At 54.4% G+C, this 22,430-nt stretch carries 28 protein-coding genes; 18 read left to right on the top strand and 10 right to left on the bottom strand.

Annotated features, from left to right (window positions below; translation table 11 throughout):
• Window positions 1-34 precede the first annotated feature (34 nt).
• From FC18_RS07745 to FC18_RS07700, 11 genes are all read left to right on the top strand, one after another.
• A complete protein-coding gene (locus FC18_RS07745) occupies window positions 35-406 on the top strand; it encodes a hypothetical protein (RefSeq protein ID WP_054678119.1) in 372 nt (123 codons plus the stop codon).
• A 5-nt stretch (window positions 407-411) separates the two neighbouring features.
• Window positions 412-687, top strand: coding sequence for a type II toxin-antitoxin system RelE/ParE family toxin (locus FC18_RS07740; protein WP_054678117.1), 276 nt, complete (start codon window positions 412-414; stop codon window positions 685-687).
• Window positions 688-863: 176 nt separating this feature from the next.
• On the top strand, window positions 864-1,568 hold the full coding sequence (locus FC18_RS07735; protein ID WP_054678115.1) for a hypothetical protein: 705 nt from the start codon (window positions 864-866) through the stop codon (window positions 1,566-1,568).
• A gap of 3 nt (window positions 1,569-1,571) precedes the next feature.
• Window positions 1,572-1,913 carry a hypothetical protein gene (locus FC18_RS07730; RefSeq protein ID WP_054678113.1) on the top strand — a complete coding sequence of 114 codons (342 nt, stop codon included), beginning with the start codon at window positions 1,572-1,574 and terminating at the stop codon, window positions 1,911-1,913.
• 101 nt (window positions 1,914-2,014) lie between these two features.
• Window positions 2,015-2,353, top strand: coding sequence for a hypothetical protein (locus tag FC18_RS07725; protein WP_054678111.1), 339 nt, complete (start codon window positions 2,015-2,017; stop codon window positions 2,351-2,353).
• A gap of 90 nt (window positions 2,354-2,443) precedes the next feature.
• Entirely contained in the window at window positions 2,444-2,878 is a 435-nt protein-coding gene (locus FC18_RS07720) for a hypothetical protein (protein ID WP_056975956.1), read from the top strand.
• A 199-nt stretch (window positions 2,879-3,077) separates the two neighbouring features.
• On the top strand, window positions 3,078-3,446 hold the full coding sequence (locus FC18_RS07715; protein WP_054678108.1) for a hypothetical protein: 369 nt from the start codon (window positions 3,078-3,080) through the stop codon (window positions 3,444-3,446).
• 139 nt (window positions 3,447-3,585) lie between these two features.
• A complete protein-coding gene (locus FC18_RS07710) occupies window positions 3,586-4,326 on the top strand; it encodes a matrixin family metalloprotease (RefSeq protein ID WP_054678105.1) in 741 nt (246 codons plus the stop codon).
• Between the two features lie 255 nt (window positions 4,327-4,581).
• A complete protein-coding gene (locus tag FC18_RS07705) occupies window positions 4,582-5,067 on the top strand; it encodes a hypothetical protein (protein ID WP_054678103.1) in 486 nt (161 codons plus the stop codon).
• Window positions 5,049-5,231 (top strand): hypothetical protein, encoded by a 183-nt coding sequence (locus tag FC18_RS12095; protein ID WP_162207908.1) that lies wholly within the window; start codon window positions 5,049-5,051, stop codon window positions 5,229-5,231. The genes FC18_RS07705 and FC18_RS12095 overlap by 19 nt, the downstream gene beginning before the upstream one ends.
• A 54-nt stretch (window positions 5,232-5,285) precedes the next feature.
• Window positions 5,286-5,531: an AbrB/MazE/SpoVT family DNA-binding domain-containing protein gene (locus FC18_RS07700; protein WP_054678101.1), complete on the top strand. Its 246-nt coding sequence runs from the start codon at window positions 5,286-5,288 to the stop codon at window positions 5,529-5,531.
• Window positions 5,532-5,614: 83 nt separating this feature from the next.
• On the opposite strand, the gene pepF is transcribed toward FC18_RS07700, so the two are convergent.
• Both pepF and FC18_RS07690 read right to left on the bottom strand, forming a co-directional pair.
• Window positions 5,615-7,417, bottom strand: a complete 1,803-nt coding sequence (gene pepF, locus FC18_RS07695; protein ID WP_054678097.1) for an oligoendopeptidase F — start codon at window positions 7,415-7,417, stop codon at window positions 5,615-5,617.
• Window positions 7,418-7,540: 123 nt separating this feature from the next.
• Entirely contained in the window at window positions 7,541-8,776 is a 1,236-nt protein-coding gene (locus FC18_RS07690; protein WP_054678095.1) for a hypothetical protein, read from the bottom strand.
• Window positions 8,777-8,992: 216 nt separating this feature from the next.
• Here FC18_RS07690 and FC18_RS07685 point away from each other — a divergent pair, with 216 nt between their 5' ends.
• The 5 genes from FC18_RS07685 (at window position 8,993) to FC18_RS07665 (ending at window position 12,204) form a co-directional block, all read left to right on the top strand.
• Entirely contained in the window at window positions 8,993-9,289 is a 297-nt protein-coding gene (locus FC18_RS07685; protein WP_054678093.1) for a hypothetical protein, read from the top strand.
• 476 nt (window positions 9,290-9,765) lie between these two features.
• Complete coding sequence (locus FC18_RS07680; RefSeq protein WP_054678091.1) at window positions 9,766-11,133, top strand: PTS sugar transporter subunit IIC; 1,368 nt, start codon at window positions 9,766-9,768, stop codon at window positions 11,131-11,133.
• 98 nt (window positions 11,134-11,231) lie between these two features.
• A complete protein-coding gene (locus FC18_RS12090; protein ID WP_156660891.1) occupies window positions 11,232-11,393 on the top strand; it encodes a hypothetical protein in 162 nt (53 codons plus the stop codon).
• A gap of 24 nt (window positions 11,394-11,417) precedes the next feature.
• The gene (locus FC18_RS07670; protein ID WP_054678087.1) at window positions 11,418-11,870 is read left to right on the top strand and encodes a DUF3284 domain-containing protein; all 453 of its coding nucleotides are present in this window, start codon (window positions 11,418-11,420) and stop codon (window positions 11,868-11,870) included.
• 16 nt (window positions 11,871-11,886) lie between these two features.
• Window positions 11,887-12,204 (top strand): PTS sugar transporter subunit IIB, encoded by a 318-nt coding sequence (locus FC18_RS07665; RefSeq protein ID WP_156300871.1) that lies wholly within the window; start codon window positions 11,887-11,889, stop codon window positions 12,202-12,204.
• 73 nt (window positions 12,205-12,277) lie between these two features.
• Here the strand turns inward: FC18_RS07665 and FC18_RS07660 are convergent, their stop codons facing one another.
• From FC18_RS07660 to FC18_RS07635, 6 genes are all read right to left on the bottom strand, one after another.
• Entirely contained in the window at window positions 12,278-13,402 is a 1,125-nt protein-coding gene (locus tag FC18_RS07660) for a serine hydrolase domain-containing protein (RefSeq protein WP_054678083.1), read from the bottom strand.
• 68 nt (window positions 13,403-13,470) lie between these two features.
• The gene (gene dltD / locus FC18_RS07655) at window positions 13,471-14,775 is read right to left on the bottom strand and encodes a D-alanyl-lipoteichoic acid biosynthesis protein DltD (protein WP_082620485.1); all 1,305 of its coding nucleotides are present in this window, start codon (window positions 14,773-14,775) and stop codon (window positions 13,471-13,473) included.
• A 1-nt stretch (window position 14,776) separates the two neighbouring features.
• A complete protein-coding gene (gene dltC, locus FC18_RS07650; RefSeq protein ID WP_054678081.1) occupies window positions 14,777-15,010 on the bottom strand; it encodes a D-alanine--poly(phosphoribitol) ligase subunit DltC in 234 nt (77 codons plus the stop codon).
• Between the two features lie 83 nt (window positions 15,011-15,093).
• Window positions 15,094-16,299: a D-alanyl-lipoteichoic acid biosynthesis protein DltB gene (gene dltB, locus FC18_RS07645; protein WP_054678079.1), complete on the bottom strand. Its 1,206-nt coding sequence runs from the start codon at window positions 16,297-16,299 to the stop codon at window positions 15,094-15,096.
• Entirely contained in the window at window positions 16,292-17,827 is a 1,536-nt protein-coding gene (gene dltA, locus FC18_RS07640; RefSeq protein WP_056975952.1) for a D-alanine--poly(phosphoribitol) ligase subunit DltA, read from the bottom strand. Before dltA ends, dltB begins: the two co-directional genes overlap by 8 nt.
• Before the next feature lie 87 nt (window positions 17,828-17,914).
• Window positions 17,915-18,052 carry a teichoic acid D-Ala incorporation-associated protein DltX gene (locus FC18_RS07635; protein ID WP_054678077.1) on the bottom strand — a complete coding sequence of 46 codons (138 nt, stop codon included), beginning with the start codon at window positions 18,050-18,052 and terminating at the stop codon, window positions 17,915-17,917.
• A gap of 366 nt (window positions 18,053-18,418) precedes the next feature.
• Between FC18_RS07635 and FC18_RS07630 the strand changes: the two genes are divergently transcribed.
• Both FC18_RS07630 and FC18_RS07625 read left to right on the top strand, forming a co-directional pair.
• Window positions 18,419-19,159, top strand: a complete 741-nt coding sequence (locus FC18_RS07630) for a hypothetical protein (protein WP_054678075.1) — start codon at window positions 18,419-18,421, stop codon at window positions 19,157-19,159.
• Window positions 19,160-19,184: 25 nt separating this feature from the next.
• Window positions 19,185-20,231, top strand: a complete 1,047-nt coding sequence (locus FC18_RS07625; RefSeq protein ID WP_156300865.1) for a DUF6287 domain-containing protein — start codon at window positions 19,185-19,187, stop codon at window positions 20,229-20,231.
• A gap of 51 nt (window positions 20,232-20,282) precedes the next feature.
• On the opposite strand, the gene FC18_RS07620 is transcribed toward FC18_RS07625, so the two are convergent.
• Window positions 20,283-21,665: a HAMP domain-containing sensor histidine kinase gene (locus FC18_RS07620; protein ID WP_056975950.1), complete on the bottom strand. Its 1,383-nt coding sequence runs from the start codon at window positions 21,663-21,665 to the stop codon at window positions 20,283-20,285.
• A complete protein-coding gene (locus tag FC18_RS07615; protein WP_054678069.1) occupies window positions 21,658-22,350 on the bottom strand; it encodes a response regulator transcription factor in 693 nt (230 codons plus the stop codon). The genes FC18_RS07620 and FC18_RS07615 overlap by 8 nt, the downstream gene beginning before the upstream one ends.
• Window positions 22,351-22,430 lie beyond the last annotated feature (80 nt).

The following is a 22,430-nucleotide window of genomic DNA, read 5'->3' as shown; positions in this document are numbered from 1 at the left end:
GGCTTTTTCATTCTAAAAACAAGGAGAAACCATTATGAAAGACAAACAATCACTTTTCTTCAACCCAAAAGAGGTAGCGAATTTTAACAACGTCGTATGGAAAAAGCTTGCTAAGACTTGGTTTAAACGGACAGAACAGCGTATTGACATTACCTTCTTCGATCCAAAGACGCTTTCCTTCATTTGGAACCATGCTACACCAACACAGAAAGTCAGGATTGAGAATCTCGTCTGCAAGAAATTCAATGACAACTTCAGTCGGGCAGACGGATTAGTCGTGTATGACTTGGGATATCGTAAATCAACCGAGAAGTGGCTCAGGGAGATTCAGCAATGCTCAGGACTCCCTAAATCAATTCGCGCAGCTGCTGGTAGCCATATCGGCCACAACAGCTCGAACCGGTAACCACCATGTTCACTATCACACTCAGCGGCAAAGCCTGCAAAGATGTTAAGAAGTTGAATGATGGTACGCTTGCCAAGAAAGGCCAAAAAATATTTGCCATGCTGCAGACAAATCCGTTCACTCTTCCGGAAATGGAAAAGATGCACTACGCGGATAATACTTTCGCGGTCAAACTTAACATCCAACACCGTTTGGTCTACACCGTTGACGTGCCAAACCACAGTGTTGATGTCGTATCCGCGTGGTCCCACTATGGCGGCAAGTTTAAGCGCGCAGAATAAGCGGAACAAAACTGAATATGGATGTATTAAGAGTGTTGGTAGTGGCTACGCACAATGACCAACCGGCAACGTACCTGTTTAGGCAACGTGCCCCACCGTAGACGAATGCAGCTGATTACCCTAAGCCGTGCATTCTTGTGCGGCTTTTTAATTTCAAAAACTAAGGAGAAATAACTATGAACACAGACTCAACCATCTCTGCAATCCGGGATTTGAAACAAGGAAAAAAGGAGGACTGGAAGAACCTCGTCAATCTGTACATCAAGGTGACTAATGAGAACGATGATCTCTTCTTCTTCGAGCCAAACACGCTAGTTTTCATGCGTGAACACGCAACGAAGAAACAACAGCGCCGTCTTGATAACACGGTTCTCAACAAGCTGACTGATACAGTCGATGATTCGCTGGACGACCCCCGCTTGTCGCCGCAAAAACGTGAGGAAATTAACCTGTGGCTTACAACCATCAGCGAGTGCATCGATGTTCCAAGTGAAATCCGTACTCTCGCCGAGGATGGCATCGTCGAGACCCCTCAGGAACAGAAGGCAAGAATTGACTATTGGATTGATAAACTTGTCACCTATCCAAAGGGAATTAACTTCGTAAATGTCGATGAGCTGGTTAACGTGTTAAAGGATGCGGACGATGAACAACGTCAAAGAATTGAAGAGACTGTAGTTAAATTGTTGGCCACCAAAACGGATCCACATGCACTTAACAGCGACCCAAATGCCGCTTCCTACAAGTACGATTCACTGATTCGTGGCTGGGTTATCGACCTTGCCTCCAATCCCGAACTGACCCCTGGAATTAATCAGGCAGCTCGTGACGTCTGGAAACACATTGAGCAAGCTTCAACGGACGCTAATGCGGGTAAATAACTCATGGAAAATGCGCTTATGTTCCTGTACGCCGGCTTATTCGGATTAATCTGTCTACTGTACTGGCGCAACCTGCTCCTGACAATCACCACTCGCGCTAAAGACGCCGCGTGGCAGCATGCATTCTTCGCATCGCTGCCCCTTGCCGCCAAGCCGGCACTTGCGACCAGCGTGGTAGTCATGTTGGTCGAGGGACTTATCATCGTAACTGGCATCATCGTAGAACGCGGTGTAGTGATTGTTAACGCGTACGCGTTCTTGCTCTGTGCTACGGCCACAGTGTTTGTCTTCTTCGGCGTTGCCGTAGTAAAGACGGAACTGCTCTACAGGGACGCACATAAATAAACTCGTAACTCGCAGATAGCCGTTGTGTTGGCCATGGATACGGCCAAACGGGGACATCCCGGCTGTCTGCACAAACATAACTTAGTAAAGGAGATTCAACTATGCTCTATATGATTAATCACCGGCTGTCAGAAATGCTCAGCCAACGGCAGGCCGTCAGCAGCTGGCTGGCCAAAACTAGTGCCGACGCGTCCATCAACTTCACTGACCTGGACGAACTGCTGATGGCACGCAAATACGCCACACAAAAGCAGCTTCAGCTCATTGACGACCTGGTCGTTGAGAAGCTGCGCACGAACTCGAGTTCACGTAACGCTAGGCCTGGCATGCACCGGGGCTATGCGTCTTACATGGCTCGCGTGTGGATCCGTGAACTTGCCGAATGCGAAGAGTTGCCAGCTGGCATCCGGGCGGCCGCAACGGCTTGCCTCAAAGACTGAAAATAGGTTCACCACGCGGCACTAAGTGATATACACTTTAGTCGTACAGGTAAATCAATGCAGTTTGTGCACGACATTAGGGGGATTACCATGTCAAAGAAACGCAGCAAACGTAAGCAAAACAAGAACACCATCGTTGTGAGCTCGTTAGCGGATGCGCTCGTTACGGCGTTCGCGCTGACGGCCGAGGAATCACCACGTAAGAAGGGTGTTCGGGACCGTGAACGAGCACGCGTGCGGGCACAGAATCCTATTCCTGAGCCAAAGCGCCGCCTGACGTACGAATATGAAGAAGAAAACTTCGATGACTACGAACCTGATATTCTCAATGAGGAACCTGGCTTCGACGCTGAAGCCGCAGCTGATGATGAAGATGACCGGCTCGCCGAGGAAGATAAACAGAAGCAGCACCAGCTTGAAGAGGAAGAAAGCTTCGACCACCTGTTTAAGGGACAAAGCATGGATCCGCTGAATAACGACATGATTGACCGTGGCTGGGGCCTCGATGACGACAAACCAGAGTAATCTAACTACCGCGCATTAAATTTGCGCGGTTTTTTGTAAATGTTGCTGGGCTGATAGTTCCATACAAAAGTGATACCCAACCTATACGAAAGGTTCACACGAACTAGACTTTCTTTATGTCAGTTATTGCTATACTTTCCCTATAGGAAGTACAGCACCTGTGCAAGTCACTAAGCGTTTCTATGCAGGGGGGATGACTGTGTCGAAGAATTTTACTGGTCGGTCGAAACTGGCCAAGGTTGGGAAGCAGGAGCGACATACGTTCATAGCGACATTTGATCGCTTTGGATATAAGCGCGCCTTTCGCGGTGATGATGTGAAGACGTTGTTGTTGCAGGATGTGAGATTGGATGGACAAATTGTGACTGACCATATGTGGTTTACGTGCGGGGTCACTTGGGCACGACTTGATTTACATGTGGGTGACCAGGTGCAGTTTGACGCGCGAGTGGGTACCTATGAAAAGGGATATAAAGGCTATCGTGATGATGTCTGCGCACCCGTAACAAAGGATTTTCGTCTTGAACGCCCGACTCACGTTAAGAAACTGGAGCCAGTTGTGGAGTGAGACGCAGGAAAATAAATTGAATTTGCCTGTCGCCTCAATCCTTACCAAACATTAACCACTCCCCCGGAGCCCGCGCACCCACGCCAGGCTCCGTTTTGTTATAATGACGGCAGACATCATTACGAAAGGAGCACGCCGCATGCGTCGTCGTCATCATCCAATCCGCAACTTAATCATCCTCGCCTTGGTCATCTTTGCGCTGGTCAAAATTGGGCCGGACAATCTTAACCGGACACTCGACAACGGCGTGCGTGGCTTCCAGACGTTCGTGCACAAGTACCGCACCACGCCGGCGTTCGAGGTGCAACAGTCTGCATCCAGTAGTGCGGAGTCCAGCGAATCGTCCGCGACTAGTTCCAGTAGTAGTGCCAAGGGTGCGACTGATGATGCCACGCCGATTGAGTCGGTGGTGCAGGGCATTAAGCTCAGCAACACTTACCACTACACCTTCGCTAGTGGCACCACGCAGCAGGTGCGCGACCTGTTCGCCCGTGCGGTGGCGGTGTACAACAAGACCGGCGTCGTCTACCTCGACCCGGGTCAGGGCACCAAGTACCAGAACACCATCACGTTCGGCCAGTACCGCACCGTGTCACCTCAGGGTCAGCAGGCGGAAGAGTTGGGCAAAGCCGGGCCGCGGGTGTACCAGTATTCCGGCGGCGAGAATTTCACCGTCAATCGCGCCGAGGCCAAGCTGAACATTCAGTACGCCGACAAGCTCGACGACACGACGGCGCTGCATGAGCTCGGCCACGCGCTGGGCATTGACCACAGCACGAACGAACACTCGATTATGTATCCATACGACGAGGCGAACCAGCAGTTGACGGCGGCGGACGTGAACACGTTGCGGGAGATTTATGCGCGGACCAGTGAATAGACCTTGTGGAGGCAAATTATGAATGATGAAATTGTTTCTTACCCCGTAATCCTGCACGAAATTCATCCAGTGGTTGCGGGATAAAAATTAAATAGTGCTGCCAATCCCAGATTTCCGCAAATAGGTATCTGGGATTTTATTTTGCTGTTTTTCCCCCAGGATAATTTGACTTAACACATATCAGCAAAACTCGGACAAGTAAGACACCGCTTGATATGCTGACTACAAATGCACAACAAATCTGGAGGAAACCGCATGACTCGCAAACACATCTACATCGACCCATTGTACTACCAGCCGCTAACCAAGCTGCGTGGTGGTATGGATCCGCAGGCGCTCAGCAGCGTCAATATTCCTGGCTTTGCGGGAATTGAAGCGGCGCAGACCGTCACAGACTTCATGACGGTAATCCTGCGGCAAGTGCATACGGGGGATGTAGGTGATGCGTTGCTTAATCTCGTCACCGCCCATGCGCTGACAGGTGTGGATAACCAAATGTCAGTGTCCGCCGAATTAGTCACAGTGTGCACAACTTTGCCGAAGGATTCCGCAAATTTACCGATTTTGGCGCGCAATCCCCAATTTTTACGGATGTTTGTGCACAATTATGGACAAAAACGCCTGGACGCGCTAATTTTGGGCTTGATTTTGCCGCAGATCGTGGAGTTTTCGTGCCATTTTCCGCGCAGCTGCCGGTGGATGAACACGGACGGCCAGAAATCATGGTGCCCGGAGTTTTGACCACAGCGGTGCCGCGCCACACAGCCGCGGGATTCTTGCGAGCAACCGGGTTACGCGTGGCGGATGGGCGTGATGTGCAACGGCGGGCGTTGGAAGTAGCGGTGGCTGACAGCAAGAAGTTGCAGCAATACTTGGGTGCTGGGCTGACAGTTGATGACTTGTAAGCAATCCTGAGGCGGGTATATGCTTGCTGTATACCTGGATTGGAGGGACGGAAAATGGAGAGATTAACGCGTAAGATTAATCGTTCGAGCCACTCATTGTCAGTCACTATCCCCAAAGCAATATGTGATGCGACCAGAATTAAATATGGTGACGAGGTATCTTTTGCCGTCAACGAAGACAACAGCATCACCATCCGATTGGTTGTGAAAAATGATGAAGTTGATGAGCAGATGATTGAACGCGATGCCAAAATGTACCAGAAGCTAAAGCCAGCGATGGATTACCTCAAGGATAAGTGAGGTTTAAGATAAAGTATTAACCAAAAACGAAGCCTGGAACCCCGCGTCCACACCGCAAGATTCCAGGCTTCTTCAAATACATACTAATCAATCTTCTTCGACAGCTCTTCAATCTCCCGCTCAGTATCATCCAGGAACTGAATCGTCGCGTGCAGTGCGGCGTCGGAAGTGACGTCCACGCCGGCAACCTTGGCTGCTGCAACCGGTGGCACGGAATCGCCGAGGCTGAGGAAGTCGAGCCACTGCTTGGCACCCTGCTCACGGTTTTCGCGTAGGTTGAGGAACGCCTGCGTCGAGATGGTCAATCCGGCAGAGTAGGTGTAGGAATACAGGCCGAGGTAGTAGTGACTCTGGCGCATCCAGGTCAGTTCGGCGCCGGGCTCCAGTTCGACCGCGTCGCCCCAGAACTGCTTGAGGACGCCAGCCTTGATGCTATTGAGCTTGGCCGCGTCGAAACTCTCGCCATTATCAATCAGCGTGTAGACTTCGCGCTGGAACGCAGCTTCGAGCAGGTGGGTGACGAAGTTGTGGAAGTACGTGTCGTTCAGCAGGCGGGACAAGGCGAAACGGCGCAGACGGTCACTGTCGGCCGTCCGCAGCAGTTCGTCGGTGGCCAGAAGCTCGTGGAAAGTGGAGGGCGCCTCAACGATGTAGGTAGATGGCATCCAGTTGAGCGGTCCTTGCGCCGCGCCCGCGAGCATCATTTGCCCCGCGTGGCCGAGTTCGTGCACCAGGGTGTAGACGCTCGGTAGGTTGCTGGCCCAGCTTTGCAAAATGTACGGGTGCGTGCCGTATGCCATCGAGGTGAAGGCACCGGATTCCTTACCGATATTGGCGGGGTAGTCCGTCCAGCGTTCGCTGAAGTTGCGGGCAATCAGGGCTTGATAGTCGGGACCGAGCACGGACACGGCATTCAGGATGAGCTCCTTGGCTTCGGCGATGGTGAATTTGGGGCTGTAGGTGGGGTCGATGTCAATCTGCAGGTCAGTGTAGCCGGTGTGGTCCAGGCCCCAGAGCTTGCGGACGAATTTTTCGTAGCGCTGCATGACGGGCGCCAGTTCGGTCATGATGACGTCGATTTGGCGGTTGAACATATCGCGCGTCACTTCTTGTGGTGCGAGCAGGTAGTCAATCACGGAATCGTAACCGCGCATGGTGGCGATGGCCTTCTCCTTCATCACCTGGTTGTAGTAGCCCGTGGCGATGACGTTCTGGTACTTGGCCAGCGTGGCGTTGAACTGCTTGTAGGCGGCACGGCGAATTTCGGTGTCGGGGTGCTTCTGGTAAGTCTCCTCGTAGCTCACGAAACTCAGCGGGTATTCTTGGCCGTGGGCGGTAAAAGTCCCGAAGTCCATGTCGCGCGCAATGGCCTGGCTGCGCATGGAATCGGGCGCACTCAGCGCGGGTGCAAGTGTGGCCAGCACTTTTTCGGCTGCGGGGTCGAGTGCGGACTGCTTCTGCGCACGGATGTGGCGCAGGTAACCGGCGTGTTCGGGTTGCTGCGCGGCGACGACATCGAGCACAGAATTCGGCACAGTCGCCAGGCCCGCCTCGAAGAACGACAGCTCGCCGAAGACCGTGGCGTACAGGGTGTCGAAGGCGTTGAGCCGGCTATTAGCCGTATTGTCTGTCCCATCGGCTGCTTGCGGGAGGAAGGCGTAGTGGGCGAGCCGGTCACTGAGGGTCACGATGTCGGCGTAGTCGTTGAGTGCCGCGATAATTGTGTTCGCATCGCGGGTAACGGGTTGGTACTTGGTGGTGAACGCGTCGGCTAGTGCACGTAGCTGGGTGCAGCCAGCAGAGTAGGCGGCTTCGTCTGGGAAGAGTGCGGTGAGATCCCAGGTTTCAGCGGGATCAACGGCAGAACGTGGTGGCAGTTTGGACATAACGATACCTCGTTTCAGATGTGATTTGCTACAGCCAGTATACAGTATTAAGGCTGCGTTGAGCGGAAAGTAATGGGAATGAAAAACGCCCCGGACATTTGCGCATGCCTGGGACGTGCTGAGTTAGACGCGTTTTCGCACCTTGAGTATCTGCCAGGTGCCAAGCAAGAGGACCACGCTCCACCCCGCCATCACTAGCGGCGCTTGGTACCACGAGATGGCGCCGTACGGGAAGACCCCTTGCAGTAGTGCCCCCAGGTTGGTGAATTGCGCCGGAATGAGGGCGGTGATGTTGGCCGGAATGATATTCATGAAGCCCATGTAGCTGGCGAAGACGTCAATGGCGAGCACCAGTGCGGAGACAATGGCGTTTTGCGACCATAGGCTCACCACAACGGCCACCGCGGCGATTTGGCAGAACCAAGCTGTGTAATAGAGCAGCGCTTGGCCATAAACGGCGATGAGTGGCCGGACGATGAAATCGGAGTGAATATAGAAGACTTGCGGGAACATGAAGGAGCCAAGGTCGTGTCCAGGCAAGAGGGCAATACCCACGAGGACGATGGCGTATGCGCACAGCACCAGGCCGTCAAGTAGGACCATGGCGGTCAGTCCGCGGGTAAGTAAAACGCGGAATTCGCCAAGTGGCACGGTACGCTCAAAGCTACGGCCGTTAGTTTTTGCACCGTTACTGAACATGGTAGCGATTAGCACGACCGCACACGCTAGAATGACCAGTGGGGGAACTAAAGGCTCTTTGTGCGTGTCGTTCGAGCCGTAGCCAATCATGGTTGGGGTAATTAGGTTAGTGGCGTCACTGGATGTGCTGATTGAGGTGAGTTTGTTTGGTGCCCATTTCAGCAGGGCCGGGAAGAAGATACGGCTGATGGCACGGTACTGAATGTTCGGAACTAGGGCCAGTTGGGATTCAATTGTATTTATAGGTGGTAATTCTGTTTTGAAGTGGTGGTCAATTACCCCCCACGTTAAGCGGTTAAATTTTTGAAACTGTTTTGTTCTTAATAGTTTACGTGCGTGCTTCAGGTACGGTGAATATATATTGCTATAGACATGGCGTATATCAGCCCGGTAAACTGATGCCGGCCAAGTTTTATAATCAACCCGTGCTTGATCTGATTCAGCCTGTTTAAGTGTGCTAGTCAGCAATGCGTCTTTGGTCGTGTTGTGCCAGTCACCATTAACAGGCTGATACCCATCCAAGCCGAAATAATCGCCATAGTGTTCTGATGTCAATTCATACGTGATGGGATTCATAATGGACAGGGTAATCAATGCCAGTAAGAAAAGAAGTAGATACTTGGACGTATGCTTTAACTCAAAAATGAATTGATAAATCATGAATAAGCACCAACTTTTTGAAGTCTGACTTGTGGGAATCGTTGGTTAAATTATACGAATATTATCATTAATAATCAATAAAATTTCATTTTCAAAAAATGGTTTATGGAAATCGTGTGCGGCAACCTGATATGCTTAATTTAAGGAAAGAAAACGAATTCATTTTCTTCCGAACGTCGCTGAGAAACTTTCAATAATTTTAGGGGGGTATACCTGATGAAAAAGACGATTTTTGCTGTTGCAGTCCTTGCACTGTTCGCCGCTTCCAGCACCGCACTCCCGGTTAGTGCCGCACAGAATGTTGATGTAGCTGCTACTAGCAATAGTGTTGATGAAAGCACGTTTGCTAAGATTGCAATTGTTGAATATGGACCGGACTCAACAAGATTTGTGGAAATTCAATATGTGGACAATATTTTCCGGACAGGGGACTTGGCTAAAGATGGAAGCTACAACTACACGGTTGATGGTGTTGTAGTAGCAGCATCGAAGTTTCCCTTCGCTACGCCATAAATAGAGAGACTGCGTTCTCGTGATTGGAGATTCAGTGAATAGTTAGGTTGATTGTAAGCATAAAAACGCCCTGACCTACCATACACATTAGTAGTGCGTGGTAATCCAGGACGTTTTTGTGTTCCATCGCTCTTATTTAGTTACGCTTTGTACGACCGAGTAGTGCAGTAGAACGGCACGGCCACAACCAGTGCACCGACCCGATAATCATTTGACTTGGTGCAACCAGAGAGAACCAAGCGCATTAATTTTTTTGCACTTTTTGACGAAACCGCTTGCAATCAGCCTGGTCAACCTTGTACGCTAGAATTATAGAGATGGTAAGTAACCGATGATGCGCATCCTCAGTACATCTCAGAACAATGACGCTCGGGCGAACAACTCGGCGCTACACATTCGGTGCACATTGCATCCATCCGAGTTCTTTCGCTCATCCACACGCAATGCGCGTGTGCAACGAAGGGATGTGGACTATTATGAACAGCTTCATCAATTGGCTTAATAAGCATATCGTGCCCGTCGCAGCTAAGATTGGGTCAGTGCGCTGGCTCGTGGCCCTGCGCGACGCCTTTATTGCAATCATGCCGGCAACCATGGCCGGGGCAGTGGCGACAATTCTGAACGCCCTGCTGCGGGATCTGCCCACTCAGTTCGGCTGGACCGGGTTCGTGGAATCCATGCAGCCAGTTATCGGGATTAACGGTCAAGTGTGGACCGGGTCCCTCGCAATTCTTGGTTTGATTTTTGCCTTCACGTTCGGGTACCAGATGGCGGTGCAGTACAAGGTGGAACCAATCACCGCCGGAATCGTGACCCTCGGAACCTTCCTCATGAGCCTGCCACAGAGCTTCACCATCACGCTCGGCAAGGCGCTGACCAAGTCCGGGGTTGACACGCTCACCGCAGCAGGGGTGGCGGTCGACGGCAAGAGTGTCTCCGGCTGGGGGTACTTCAACTTCGGTAGTTTCTTCGGCGCCACTGGCTTCTTCACCGTGATGATCATGGGCGGAATCGCCGTGGCGGTATACATCTGGCTGATGAAGAAGAACATCACCATCAAGATGCCGGACTCGGTGCCACCTGCAATCGCGCGGGCGTTCACCGGAATCATTCCGGCAACCGCGGCACTGTACGTTTCTGGCATTATCACCTGGGCCTTCAGTAAGGTCGGCGCGGGGACGATCATCGAATTTATTTCCAAGACCATCCAGGAACCACTGCTTGGTATGTCCCAGGGTTACTGGGCGGTGCTGCTGATGACGGTGCTGGTACAGATTTTCTGGTTCTTCGGCATCCACGGCACCAACGTTCTGGGACCGGTGCTCGACTCCATCTGGCTGACGGCACAGGTGGCTAACATCAACGCATTCGCGCAGGGGCAAAAACTGCCGTACCTGTGGACCCGGAACGCATTCGACCTGTATGCGTGGATTGGGGGCGCGGGGGCAACCCTGATGCTGCTGATTGCCATCCTGATCTTCTCCAAGCGCGACGACCAGCGCGCGGTGGCGAAACTGTCGCTGGCACCTGGGGTCTTCAACGTCAACGAGCCGGTGATGTTCGGGCTGCCAATCGTACTCGACCCAATCTACTTCATCCCGTTCCTGCTGGCGCCAGTGGTGATGGTCACCATCGCCTACTTCGCCATCACCTGGGGTTGGGTGGCACCAGTTAAGACCCAAATCGTTTGGTCCATGCCGCCAATCGTGAACTCCCTGATTGCGACGATGGACTGGCGCGCACCGATTCTGCAAGTGGTCAACATGGCGGTCGGCTTCCTCATCTACGTGCCGTTCGTCAAGGCGGCAAACCGGCTGCAAGTTGAAGCACCAGCAGTGGACTGATGCGCGCGGAACTAGCGCGGCGCACAAGACTGGCGCTGCGGATTAACCAGGCGTGGCGGACATATGCGCACACCACTAAGAAAATGGAGGCGAAACCAATGCACAAGCGAAGCAAACGGCCACTAATCATTTTATCCATCGGCTTACTCATGATTATGTTCAGCCCCATTCTCGGCGGCGTGTTCTACCCTGTCAGCATGAGTATCGGGGTGGCACTGGGCGGATACGCGACGTATCAGCTCATGCACCGTGCAGCATAAAACCACGTCCAGGAGGTTAGACTAATGCAGATCAAGATGAACGTTGCAGTTCCTGTCGAGTATTTCTTCACCCAGCTGATTGATTCGGCACGCTATGACATCCACGCGCAGACGGGCAAGAACGTGGCGCCGCGGAACCTGTTGAATTTCACCTACCGTAAGCAGATGGCTAACGGGCAAACGGCGCGGTGCACCATTACCGACTACGCGCCGGGGGCAGTGTATGCCTACACGATGCGGACGGGGCGCAATGACTACACGGTGGCGTACAAGCTCAGCACCGCGCAGGATGGCTCAACCCAGCTGGTGTACAGCGAAGAGGCGGTTGGCGCGACCAAGACGGTGGACGCGAACAACCGCGCGACGGGCATCTTGATGGGGTGGTTCCGCAAGCGCCGGTTCAAGCAGATGGCCCGGGCAATCGAGCAAAGCTATATCGGTACCGGTGAGCGACTCAATGTGCAGTCCCGGTTCTAGGCCGGGCAAGGAGAGAATTATGACCAAGACAATTATGCTGGTATGTTCCGCGGGGATGTCCACGAGCTTGCTCGTGAACCGGATGGAAAAAGCCGCAGACGAGCGCGGCGAGGACGTGAAAATTTTCGCCACCGCTTCGGCCGATGCCGATGGACCGCTGGAAACTGAACACCCCGACGTGCTGATGCTCGGCCCCCAGGTGCGGTACATGTTACCGACGTTCGAGGCTAAGGTTCACATTCCGGTGCAGGTCATCGACATGCGGGACTACGGGCTGATGAACGGGGCAAAGGTGCTGGATGCGGCACTGACGGCGATTGCAGCACATGCGTAAATAAACAAGGGGCCAACTTCGCGAATGAAGTTGGCCCCTTTATGTTAGCTAAATTGCTGCCTGTTCGGCGGTTTTAGTGTGCGTAATGCAACGCCAGCTTGTTCGCGGCCTTCAGGAAAATCTGCTTATTGGGCTGCGCGTTCGCCAGGAAAATCACAGCGTTCTTGCCGTTTGGGCTGATGCGCACGAAGCCTTCGTAGCCGTAACCGTAACCTTGGGCCCCAGAATAGCCGTTGTGGTGGTAAAAGCCCCCGCCGTACGTGCTCTTGCTGCCGGGCCAGTGCAAAACGTCGGTCGCGGTTTTGCCCAGCAGTCGGCCGCTGACGATAGCGGATTCGACGCGGTACAGGTCATTAGCGTTCATGAAGACTTGGCCGGTGCCCAGTTCGTAATGTTCCATATCGAACGTAGCGTTCCAGCGTTTCTGGAAGTTTGCCTGCTGCAGCTCTTTGTCCCAGACGTAACCTTGGGCGCGGTCTGGCGTGCCTGGTTCAAAAGCGAAATGCGTGTGTTTGAGCCCCATCCCCTGGATGTACGTGCGCGTGTAGAGTTGCTGGTAGGTTAACCCCGTGATTTTTTCCAAAATGCCCGCGATGAGCACGTAATTGACCGGCTGATACGCCCACTGGTTCCACATCGTGGCCGTGAAGTGTGTGTGCTTGATGAACTCCTGCACCAGCACCTGATCATTCACGTAATGCGGGGCGGGGAAGCGTTGCAGTGCTAGGCCGGAAGTCATATCGAGCAGCTGACGCATCGTGATGCGGCTTGCTCCCGGTACGTTCGGGTAGTAGGTGCTGAGTAGGGTGTTCAGGCGCAACTTGCCCGCCTGAATCTGGTGCATAAGCAGCGCGCCCGTCATGCTCTTTTGAATCGAGTCGATTTCGAAGGTGGTGTTGTAATCATTGCGCTTCAGCTTTGCGGCCTGGGCGAACCCGGCGCGTACGCGGGCGATGGTCTGACCGTTGCGCACGATGATGGCCGTACCGGTGAAGTTCGTGTGCGCGAGGGCGGTGTTCAGTTCCGCCTGCGCGTTCCGGTCGATAGCCACGCCAGATTTTGCTTGCTGCGCGTGGCTGGTGGTACTGGTTGCCGCCTTGTCTGGTGTTTTGTGCGGCACTTCCGCTTGCCGGCAACCGCTGAGGGCGCAAGTGCTGAGGAGGGTGATGCCCAGAATGGTCTTCGTAAGTAGTTTCATAGATTCTCTTTCCTTGCTTTAAACGACAACAGCACGCTGGCAGGCGTGCTGTTGGTTGTTTGGTGAAATTAGTTCGTGGCTTCGGGGTTAGCCTCGTTCTGCACGTCGGTATCCCCCATCGGGAAGGTACTGGTCATGTCGCGCTGCCAGTCCTTCGTGAAGTAGCCCTTGTCGATGTCGTAATGTGGCGCCGGCTGCTTGTTTTCTAGGAACGGCTTAACCGTCTTGTCGACGGCAACCCAGCCGCGCCAGCCGAGGTGAATGGTATCTTGCATGAAGTACTTGCGCTTGCCATCCTGTGACAAGTCGAGCACGTGGTCGAAGCCTTGGCTAGACAGCTGGTTCTTGATCTTGGTCACGGCACCCTGGTACATGCCTTCAGACAGACCGGTGTATTTAGCCCACCGCTGGTTAACGGGCGGGATGATGAACTGCACGGTCACGTTGTTCTTGGCGAACATGTTCAGCAACAGTTCGAAGTCGCTGTATTCAGGTGAGCGCCGGTAGTCGAAATGGCGCTGGCCGCCGCGCAGACGGCGGAAGCGACCGTGGCTGAGGCGGTCAGCGAAGAAGTGGTTGTCGATGCCGAACTGGTTGTTGGTCGTGTTACGCGCCGCAATGCGACCCGCCAGATCATTCAGTTCGGATTCGGTTGCTTCATCGGGGAGCCACTGCTCGGCTTTGGCGATGCGCGCGCTGTTCGTGTTCACCAGGTCGGTGCGACAGAACATGTTGTCTTCGTTCTGCAGGATGCGGCGCTGGGCGGCAATCAATGCGCGCTGCTTGCCGAGGGGCTGGCCGGCCGCGATGTTCAGCAGGCCAGCGTGGATTACACCGTTCCCCTTGGTTGCGGGCATTTGTAGCAGCCGCCGAGCCGCGTACCGGTCGGCGAGTGTGTTTTTGGCCTTGAGCAGCCAGTTACTGGTCTCAAGTGGTGAATAGTAGAAGCCGAATGCGTCAGGGCGCTGGCCGCCGTGGGTGAACCACTGGGGCGAGACGATCATGACGAGCTTCTTGTTCTTCACGTTCGGGATAACTGATTGCAGGTCAACGAAATGGGTGAGGGACTGGGTGCCAGCGTTCCCCAGCAGCAGTGGCTGGTAATCGCGCCCGTATTTGCGTGCAAGCACGGCCGGGTGGAACGGGTCCATCCGTGACAGCTCAGACGAACCGACGAACGGCACGTAATTGGTGCTGAGCGCTTGCGTTTTGAGGCGGGTGCCAAGGAGCACGTTGGTGGACAGTGATACCGCACCGTTGTGGACGGTGCTCTCACTGAGCTTGCCCGCATGGAATGGGGCGAGCATGATGGTGCCAACAATGGCGATGGCGATGAGAACGGGCCCCAGAACGGTCCAGAGTCTTTTCTTCATCTTACTTGAGGCTCTCAACCTGGTTGATGATCAGCTGCGGTGTCTTCCAGTCTTCCCGGTTGAATTCAGACACGGGAATCTGCACGTCGAGCTGTTCTTCCAGTTCGAGGACGAGCTGCACGGTGTCCATGGAGTCGAGAATGGCGGAGTCAAAGAGTTCGGTGTCGAGGTTGCTGGAGAGATCCTCGCCAGAGAGGTCTTCGAGAATGTTCAATACAACGGTTTTGGTATCCATAATAGATGTCCTTTCGGCGCGACGGGCCCGAGGCGGCGTCGCGAATGACGGTTTGTGTGCGCTAAATTATTTAATATTGCGGGTTAGTGGAACCACAGGGTGTCGAGGAACCCGGAGAAAATCAGGAATGAGAAGCAGACCACGTTGAAGGTGATGAAGATGGCCAGGGCTTTGGTCCACTGATTTGACGGCAGGTTGCTCTTCTTCTTCTTCCGCAGCCAGATGTCGTTGATAATGATGGCGCCGGCGTGGAAGAGGCCGTAAACGATGTAGTACCAGGTGACGCCGTGCCAGAAGCCCATGATTAAGAAGTTAATCAAGTAGGCGACTTGCGACACGTGCACCCGCTTCTTGATCAGCCGGTGCTTCATGATGTAGAACGTGACTCGCATGAAGACGAAATCCCGGAACCAGAAGGACAGGCTCATGTGCCAACGATTCCAGAAGTCCTTGATGTTACCGGCGATGAACGGCTTGTTGAAGTTCATCGGGGTCCGGATGCCCATCAGGTAGGAAATGCTGACGGCGAACAGGCTGTAACCGGCAAAGTCGAAGAACAGGTACATGCTGTAAACATACATGTAACCGACCAGGGCCCAGGACAGGCCGAGCCCGCCGGAAGCACCGCGGGCCGCCATGGCCGCGGCACCGACTTGCGGTAACATGATGCTGCCGAAGAGGTAGCCCAGGATGAACTTGTAGAGGAAACCGAGGAACATGTAGTGAATCCCGGTTGCGACCATGTCCATGTAGTCGTCGTGTTCCGGTGCTTTGTCGTAGTCCTTCGTGAAGCGCCGGTAGCGGTCGATTGGCCCACTAGAGATGGTGGGCATGAAGAGCAAGAAGCGCAGGAACGGCCACGCGGATATTTCCTTGATGGTGCCGTCGCGCAGTTCCATGATGACCTGCACCGACTTGAACGTCAGGTAACTGATTCCGAGGAAGCCGAGCAGTGAGGGTACGGGATCGAAGACCGGTGTGAGTTTGACGATCGCCAGGGGCAAAATGGCCAGGATGACGAAGGTGTAGAAGACGCCGGTGCGATTCTTGCCGTGCCGTTCGCGCTGATAGAGCAGCACGAGCGCGACCTGCCAGATGCAGTAGACGATGAGCGCAACGCCCTCATGCCACTTGGCACCGGTAAACATCAGGAAAATGAAGACGGCCGAGACGATGGTTTCGTAGATTTTGAGCCGCGTTCCCCGGGCAAGTGCAATCATCAGTGGCAACAGCAGCACCACGATGATTACGAAGTACATGGGGTTGGCGTATGGTTGCAAGTTAGGCATGCTTGTTGACCTCACTAATGAGGGCCTTCACGTCCACCTTGTCGTTCGGCGTCAATGGTAAGCTGTCGCGGTAGATGAACCGCTGTGGCACCATGTATTCCATCATGGCCGCACTGAGCTGGCCGCGCAGGGTCTTCGTGAACGTGAGCGCATCCGAGACGACCTGCATCGGCACGACGAAGGCCACGAGCTGCTTGACCTGCTTGTCCTTGTTGTACCGCGGCACGGCCACGGCCTGCTTGATCAGTGGTTCGGCGTTCAGGTAGTGGTTCACTTCTTCCAGTTCAATGCGGAAACCGTTGAGCTTAATCTGGAAATCGGTGCGGCCGCGGTAAAACAGCAAGCCGTCTGCGGCGACAACCCCGAGGTCCCCGGACGCGTAACTGCGCTGCCCGTTATTGTCGGTGAACGCTGCGGCCGTCTTGTCGGGCCGGTTGAGGTACCCCTTGGATACGCCGGGGCCGGTGATGCTCAGTTCGCCGACGAGCTGGTCGTCTTCGGTGTGTGTGCTGCCTTCGCGGTAGTCAATGGTCGTGCCCGGCTTGGCGTAACCAATTGGCAGGCGGGGGTAGCGGCTGAGCAGTTCTGGAGTGATCTGAATTGCACTAACGGCCACGGTAGCTTCGGTTGGTCCGTACGTGTTGTACAGGGCCACGCCAGGGAAGCGGGCCAGAATCTTGCCCGCCAGCTGGTTGGTGAGTTCCTCGCCGCAGAAGAAGATGTGACTGAGGTCTGGCTGGGCCGCAGCGCCAAAGTTCGGGTCAAGCAGGCACATTGCCATGAATGACGGCGTGGAAACCCAGACGTTCAGCTTGAGCGTTGGCAGCAGGCGCATCAGGGCCCCGAGATCGCTGGTTGCTTCCTTAGGTAACACAACGAGCGTGCCGCCCGCGGTCAGGCACGGGTACAGGCTCATGACGGACAGGTCGAATGAGTATGGTGCCTGCGCCAGCATCCGTGGCTGCTTAGGTAGGTTGAAGTCAGCAGCCATCCAGTTGACGAAGCTCAGCAGGTTGTCGTGGCTAATCTGCACACCCTTGGGCTGGCCGGTCGTCCCGGAAGTGAAGATGATGTAGAAGTTATCGTCGGCAACCACGGGCTTGCAGCAGGTGGCTGGGTTGGGTGCGGCCGTGATTGGCGTGTGCACCAGCTCGTTTAGTTCGTCTGGCAACATAATCTGGCCGGGCAGGTTCACGGGCAGGGTTGCCGTCGCAATCGTAAGTGCAGGATGGGCGATGTCGGCAATCTGGGTGAGCCGGGTGCTAGGTGAGTGGGTGTCGACCGGAATGTAGGCGTGGCCGGCCTTCACACAGCCCAGGAATGTGGCGATGGTGGCGAAATGCTGGTCGGCGTAAACCATGATGGGCCGACCAGCGGGTACGTTGCGCTTGGCAATGGCCACGGCAATCGCGTCGCTGGCCGCCTTGAGCTGGCCGTACGTGTTGGTGTCGCCGCAGTAGTCGTAAGCAATCCGGTCTGGATGGATGGTACTTTGTGCGTCGATAGCAGTGATAATGTCTTTAATCAAAATTTCCTCCCGTGACGGGCAATGTGGAGCATGCCCGTTCTTTCCTCTTACTCCTTGGAGCTGGTTGGTGCTGCGAGCTTCAACCCCTTAAAACTCGTTGTAGATAAAGTGGCTGTTCGAAACCCCGCGGTAGCTGTACAGGTAAACGAGCACCAAAATGATTGCGGTGTAGAGCAGCGTCCGCGCGATGAAAATCGTCACGGGGTGGTGCCAAAACTTGGCCATGGAATTCACCTCTCTGTGTTCTAAACACTTGATGTTACTTATGATAGAAGAAGCGGGCGGTGCTAACTATCTACGGAACCTTAACGGAACCTGAGAAATTTTAAGGTTGGGCCGGAAGCAAAGGCGCAGCTGAAAAATTTAAACCAGCATTGAAGTACATTCGAACCCGACACATCGTTAATCTGGCGGGTTTCGCGGGCATTATTACATAAATGCAAGATTGAACTAATTGGTTTGCTAAATGTTACACAAGTGATTGCTTAGCCGATTTTTCCTGCATAACATAGCGGTATCCGGTGCGATTTGTTACCAATACTTAAGAAGTCGCAGTGGCGCAATTATTATATATAGGAAGAGGAACTAGCTATGAGTGAAGAGGTTTTACCAGGCGAGTGGAACTTATATGACCACATGAACTTGCCGATATTCGAGCAATGGGACAAGGGGGCAGAAGCAATTCTGCGGCATGATCGGACAGTCGAAGAACTTGACGGCAAAGAGAACATGGACAAAATGATAATGCTCGCATGCCTTGTTTTCGGTATTCTGACGTCATTTTTCGGTATTGGGATTGTCCTGCTCGTCATCGCCTTCGTGCTGCGCAAAAATGGTGGCTTCCGCACGAAGATTCGCCAGCAGATTGCCGCTGCCAATGAAGAATTAACGCAGGCGCGCTATCAGCACACGGACTACTTGGCGGAACAGGTGGGCGCTAAGTTAATGATTGGCCAGTGGGCTTGGTTCCGGACGGCGCGTAAGGCACTGCTTTACAGTAATGAACGCTTCATTTACCTTGACGCGGACGCATCACTACTCGTGGCGTACAATAAGTCTGACATCAAGGAGGTCTACCGTGAACGGGTCCACACGGGTTCGCACACGAATGCCAGCTCGAACACCTTTGGCGGCGCAACCGCGATTGGCGACACGGGACTGTCTATCGGCGGGGCGAACACGAATACGAACTCGAACACCACCGATTTTTACGAGTGGCACTTCGACGTCCTGACGAACTACCTGCCATACCCGAAAGTCTCATTGGTATTGACGGATAGCCCATCGGTTGAAAACATGATTGGGAAGGCCTACGCAATTCTTAAGCCTTAATAGTCAATATTTATCTGGGAGGAAAATGATGCAAAAGCAGGTGTTACTCACGGTCGTTGCCATTGCTGCGCTTACACTAGGCGGTTGTGGTCAGCAGCACAAGGCCAGCACGGACAAGACGCCGCGGACGACCAAGGTGGCCAAGAAAAAATCCGCGGCAACATCTACGAAGAAGGCCGTCAAGAAGCAGTCTTCTTCAGCCAAGGCGACAGCGGCCAAAGCGACGCCGACGCAGATGAATTTTGCCCAGCTGCAAAAGGGTAATTACAGTAGTCTGACGGGCAGTTGGACGCAGATTGCGGCGGGGGCGAACCGGCAGAACGGGACCGGCCTCTCGATTGCGGTGGGTGATGGCTCTAAGCTGGCGGTGACCGCCCACGGGTTCAATGTCTCCGGCGTTACCGTTCGGAACACTAGCTTGACCGATAACGCCGGCAATCACGACTTAGCATACGCCGTGAAAAATGGGGTGTTGAGTGCGGACCTGCGTGATGCGGACAGCGTTGCGATTAACTGGGGCATCACCTTCTATCCCCGCCACACGACCACGGACTACGGTTACATCACGGGTACGAAGACCAACGAGCAGAACCTCATCGTGGTGTGGACCAGCAACAATTCAGCTACAGAAGTCTACGCACAGAACGTGACCGCGGCGCAGTTCAAGGCGATGCAGGGGATGAACTTAACCCAGGTCAGCCAGGAGAATTTCACCAGCCTCATCGGCACGTGGAAGAACGAGGCTAATGGCCAGACCATCGTCGTCACTAACCAGGTGCAAAAGCGGCCGGCAGACAGCGTGTATACTGATGTCACCAAGGGCGCCGTCATCAGTGGTCAGGATGTTAACGGTCAACATGAAGTGCTGATGCGCGGTGAGATGAATGCCGGCGCGATGACCGTTACGTTTGGCTACTTTGCTAATAGTTTGCCCGCGTCTGCACCAGTGACATTGGCGCCTAAGGGGATTCAGATCAGCAGCGATGACGATTCCGACCGCACTCAAGACCGCATGATTGTTGGTGCGGGCCAAGGTGGTTACGCACCGGAGGCATATTACCGCGTACATTAAAAAAGACACTGACTGAGCAGCGCGAAGCTGTTTAGTCGGTGTCTTTTTGCGTTATGCCAATGGCAACGACAGAATGAACCGCGTGCCCTGTGGCTGATTATCTGCTACCTGGATGCCGCCGTGGTTGAGGTCAGCTTGCCGGGCGACGATGGCGAGGCCGAGGCCGGAACCGTCAATTTTGCTCGAGCGTGATGAGTCTGCGCGGAAGAAACGGTCGAAGACGTGTGGCTTCACCTCATCGGGGATGCCGGGACCAAGGTCGGCGACTTCCAGAACCGCACGGCTGCGGGCGACAACACGAATCGTGATGGGCGTATCGCCGGGCGCGTACTTGTTCGCGTTATCGACGAGCGCGACGAGAATCTGGGTGATGCTGTCCGCGTTGGCCTTGGCGTAAACCGGCTGCGGAGCGTCGATGATGAGCTCACGGTGCAATTGGCCGCGGTAGGTATCGGCGACGCGCTGGACGACATCGTTCAGCAATAATTTGTCCAGCGTCAGTTCGGCGTGATCCATGCGCGACAGCTTGAGCAGACTATCAATCAAATGCTGCATGCGGACCGACTCGGTGTCGATGGTTGCCAGGGACGGCTGCAGAACTTCGGGGTGGTCCTCTGCGTGCCGGCGAATCAGGTTGATATGTCCGCGGATGGCGGCCAGCGGCGTGCGCAACTCATGCGAGGCGTCACTAACGAACTGGTGGTCGCGCAGAACCTGCGTGTTGAGTGTTGTGAGCAGGCGGTTGAATTCAATACTGAGGTCCCGGACTTCTTGCGGGTTTTGCGGAACGGGCAGTGTTTCGTGGTGTGTAGTTTCATCCGCATCGTTCAATGATTGCGTGGCCGTGGTCAGGCGTTCCAGCGGCGCGTTCAACTTGCGCGCCAGGAAGGTGATGGCCCAGATGCCCAGCAACATCCCCACCGCCGTGACACTCAAGACGACGGCGATAATCAGCTTGAACAGTTCAATCACGTTGTTCAAACTCAGCCAGATTTCGTACGTCACGCGGGAATGCTTCCAGCGCTCAGAAGAGGTGACGTGGTAGAAGATGCCCTGGTCGTCTTGGGCCTGGATGTTCTTCATGATCGAGTGCGTTTCGAAGTTATCATCCAGGAAGCGGTTGGTCTTGTGGGAGTAGAAATGCCGCGTTTTGCCCTTATCCGGCACCACCGTCACGCGCACGAACGTGTTGTGCGGGTTGATGGACGCCGTGTCGCGCCAGTAGTCCCAGTCCGGCTTGTAATCGGAGAAGGAGGTTTTGAGCACGGTGGTCAGCTGCTTGGCGTCGTCGCTCTTGTTGTGCACGAGGTGGAAGCCGACAACCAAGATGGTGGCGAAACTCACGACGGTCATGAGCAGGACGAGGAAAATCACGTAGACGCGGGTGATTTCGGCGGCACTGGTGGTGCTCCGCTGTGATTTGGGTTCAGTCATTGGCCGCACCCATCAAGATGTAACCGACGCCACGCACCGTGTGGATGAGTGGGGGCAAACCCGGCAGGTCAATCTTGTTGCGCAGGTACCGAATGTAGACGTCGATGATGTTGACCTGGCCCTCGTAGTCCTTGCCCCAGACGCGGTCGAGCATCTCGGGCCGCGTGACCGGCGTGCCGGCGTGTTGCATGAGCAAAACCAATAGGTCGGTTTCGCGTTCCGTCAAGACTTCGAGGGTTTTGTCCCCGCGCGTGGCCGTGCGGGTGCGGACGTCTAGCTGCAGGTCCGCCACCTGGTAGGTTGACACGTTGCTCTTGAGCTGGTGGCGAATCACCACGCGGATGCGCGCCAGTAGTTCTTCGATTTCGAAGGGCTTGGTGATGTAGTCATCGGCACCGGCGTCGAGGCCGGCTACCTTATCGCCCACGTAATCGCGCGCGGTCATCATGATCACCGGCACGTCATCACCCTTGCGCACGCGCCGCAACACTTCAAGGCCGTCCAGCTCCGGCAGCATCCAGTCCAGCAGAATCACGCCGATTGCGTACTGATTCTGACGGTACATCGTGATGGCTTGCATCCCGTCAGTGGCCGTCAGCACCTTGTAGCCCTCGAATTCTAGCTCGGTCTTGAGGTATGTGCTCAAGCCTTCTTCATCTTCAACCAGCAATATCGTTTCTGCCATGATTCCTCCCAATGCACCCAGTTACCCAATACTAGGTTTTAGTATAGCACGCGTTATTTCGCACCAACGCCGCCCTTGGT

Origin of the sequence: Lacticaseibacillus sharpeae JCM 1186 = DSM 20505, from assembly GCF_001436225.1 — a bacterium.
In the GTDB taxonomy this organism is placed as follows: domain Bacteria; phylum Bacillota; class Bacilli; order Lactobacillales; family Lactobacillaceae; genus Lacticaseibacillus; species Lacticaseibacillus sharpeae.
The sequence above is the reverse complement of the archived record's forward strand: the minus strand, read 5'-3'. Positions and strand labels throughout refer to the sequence as shown.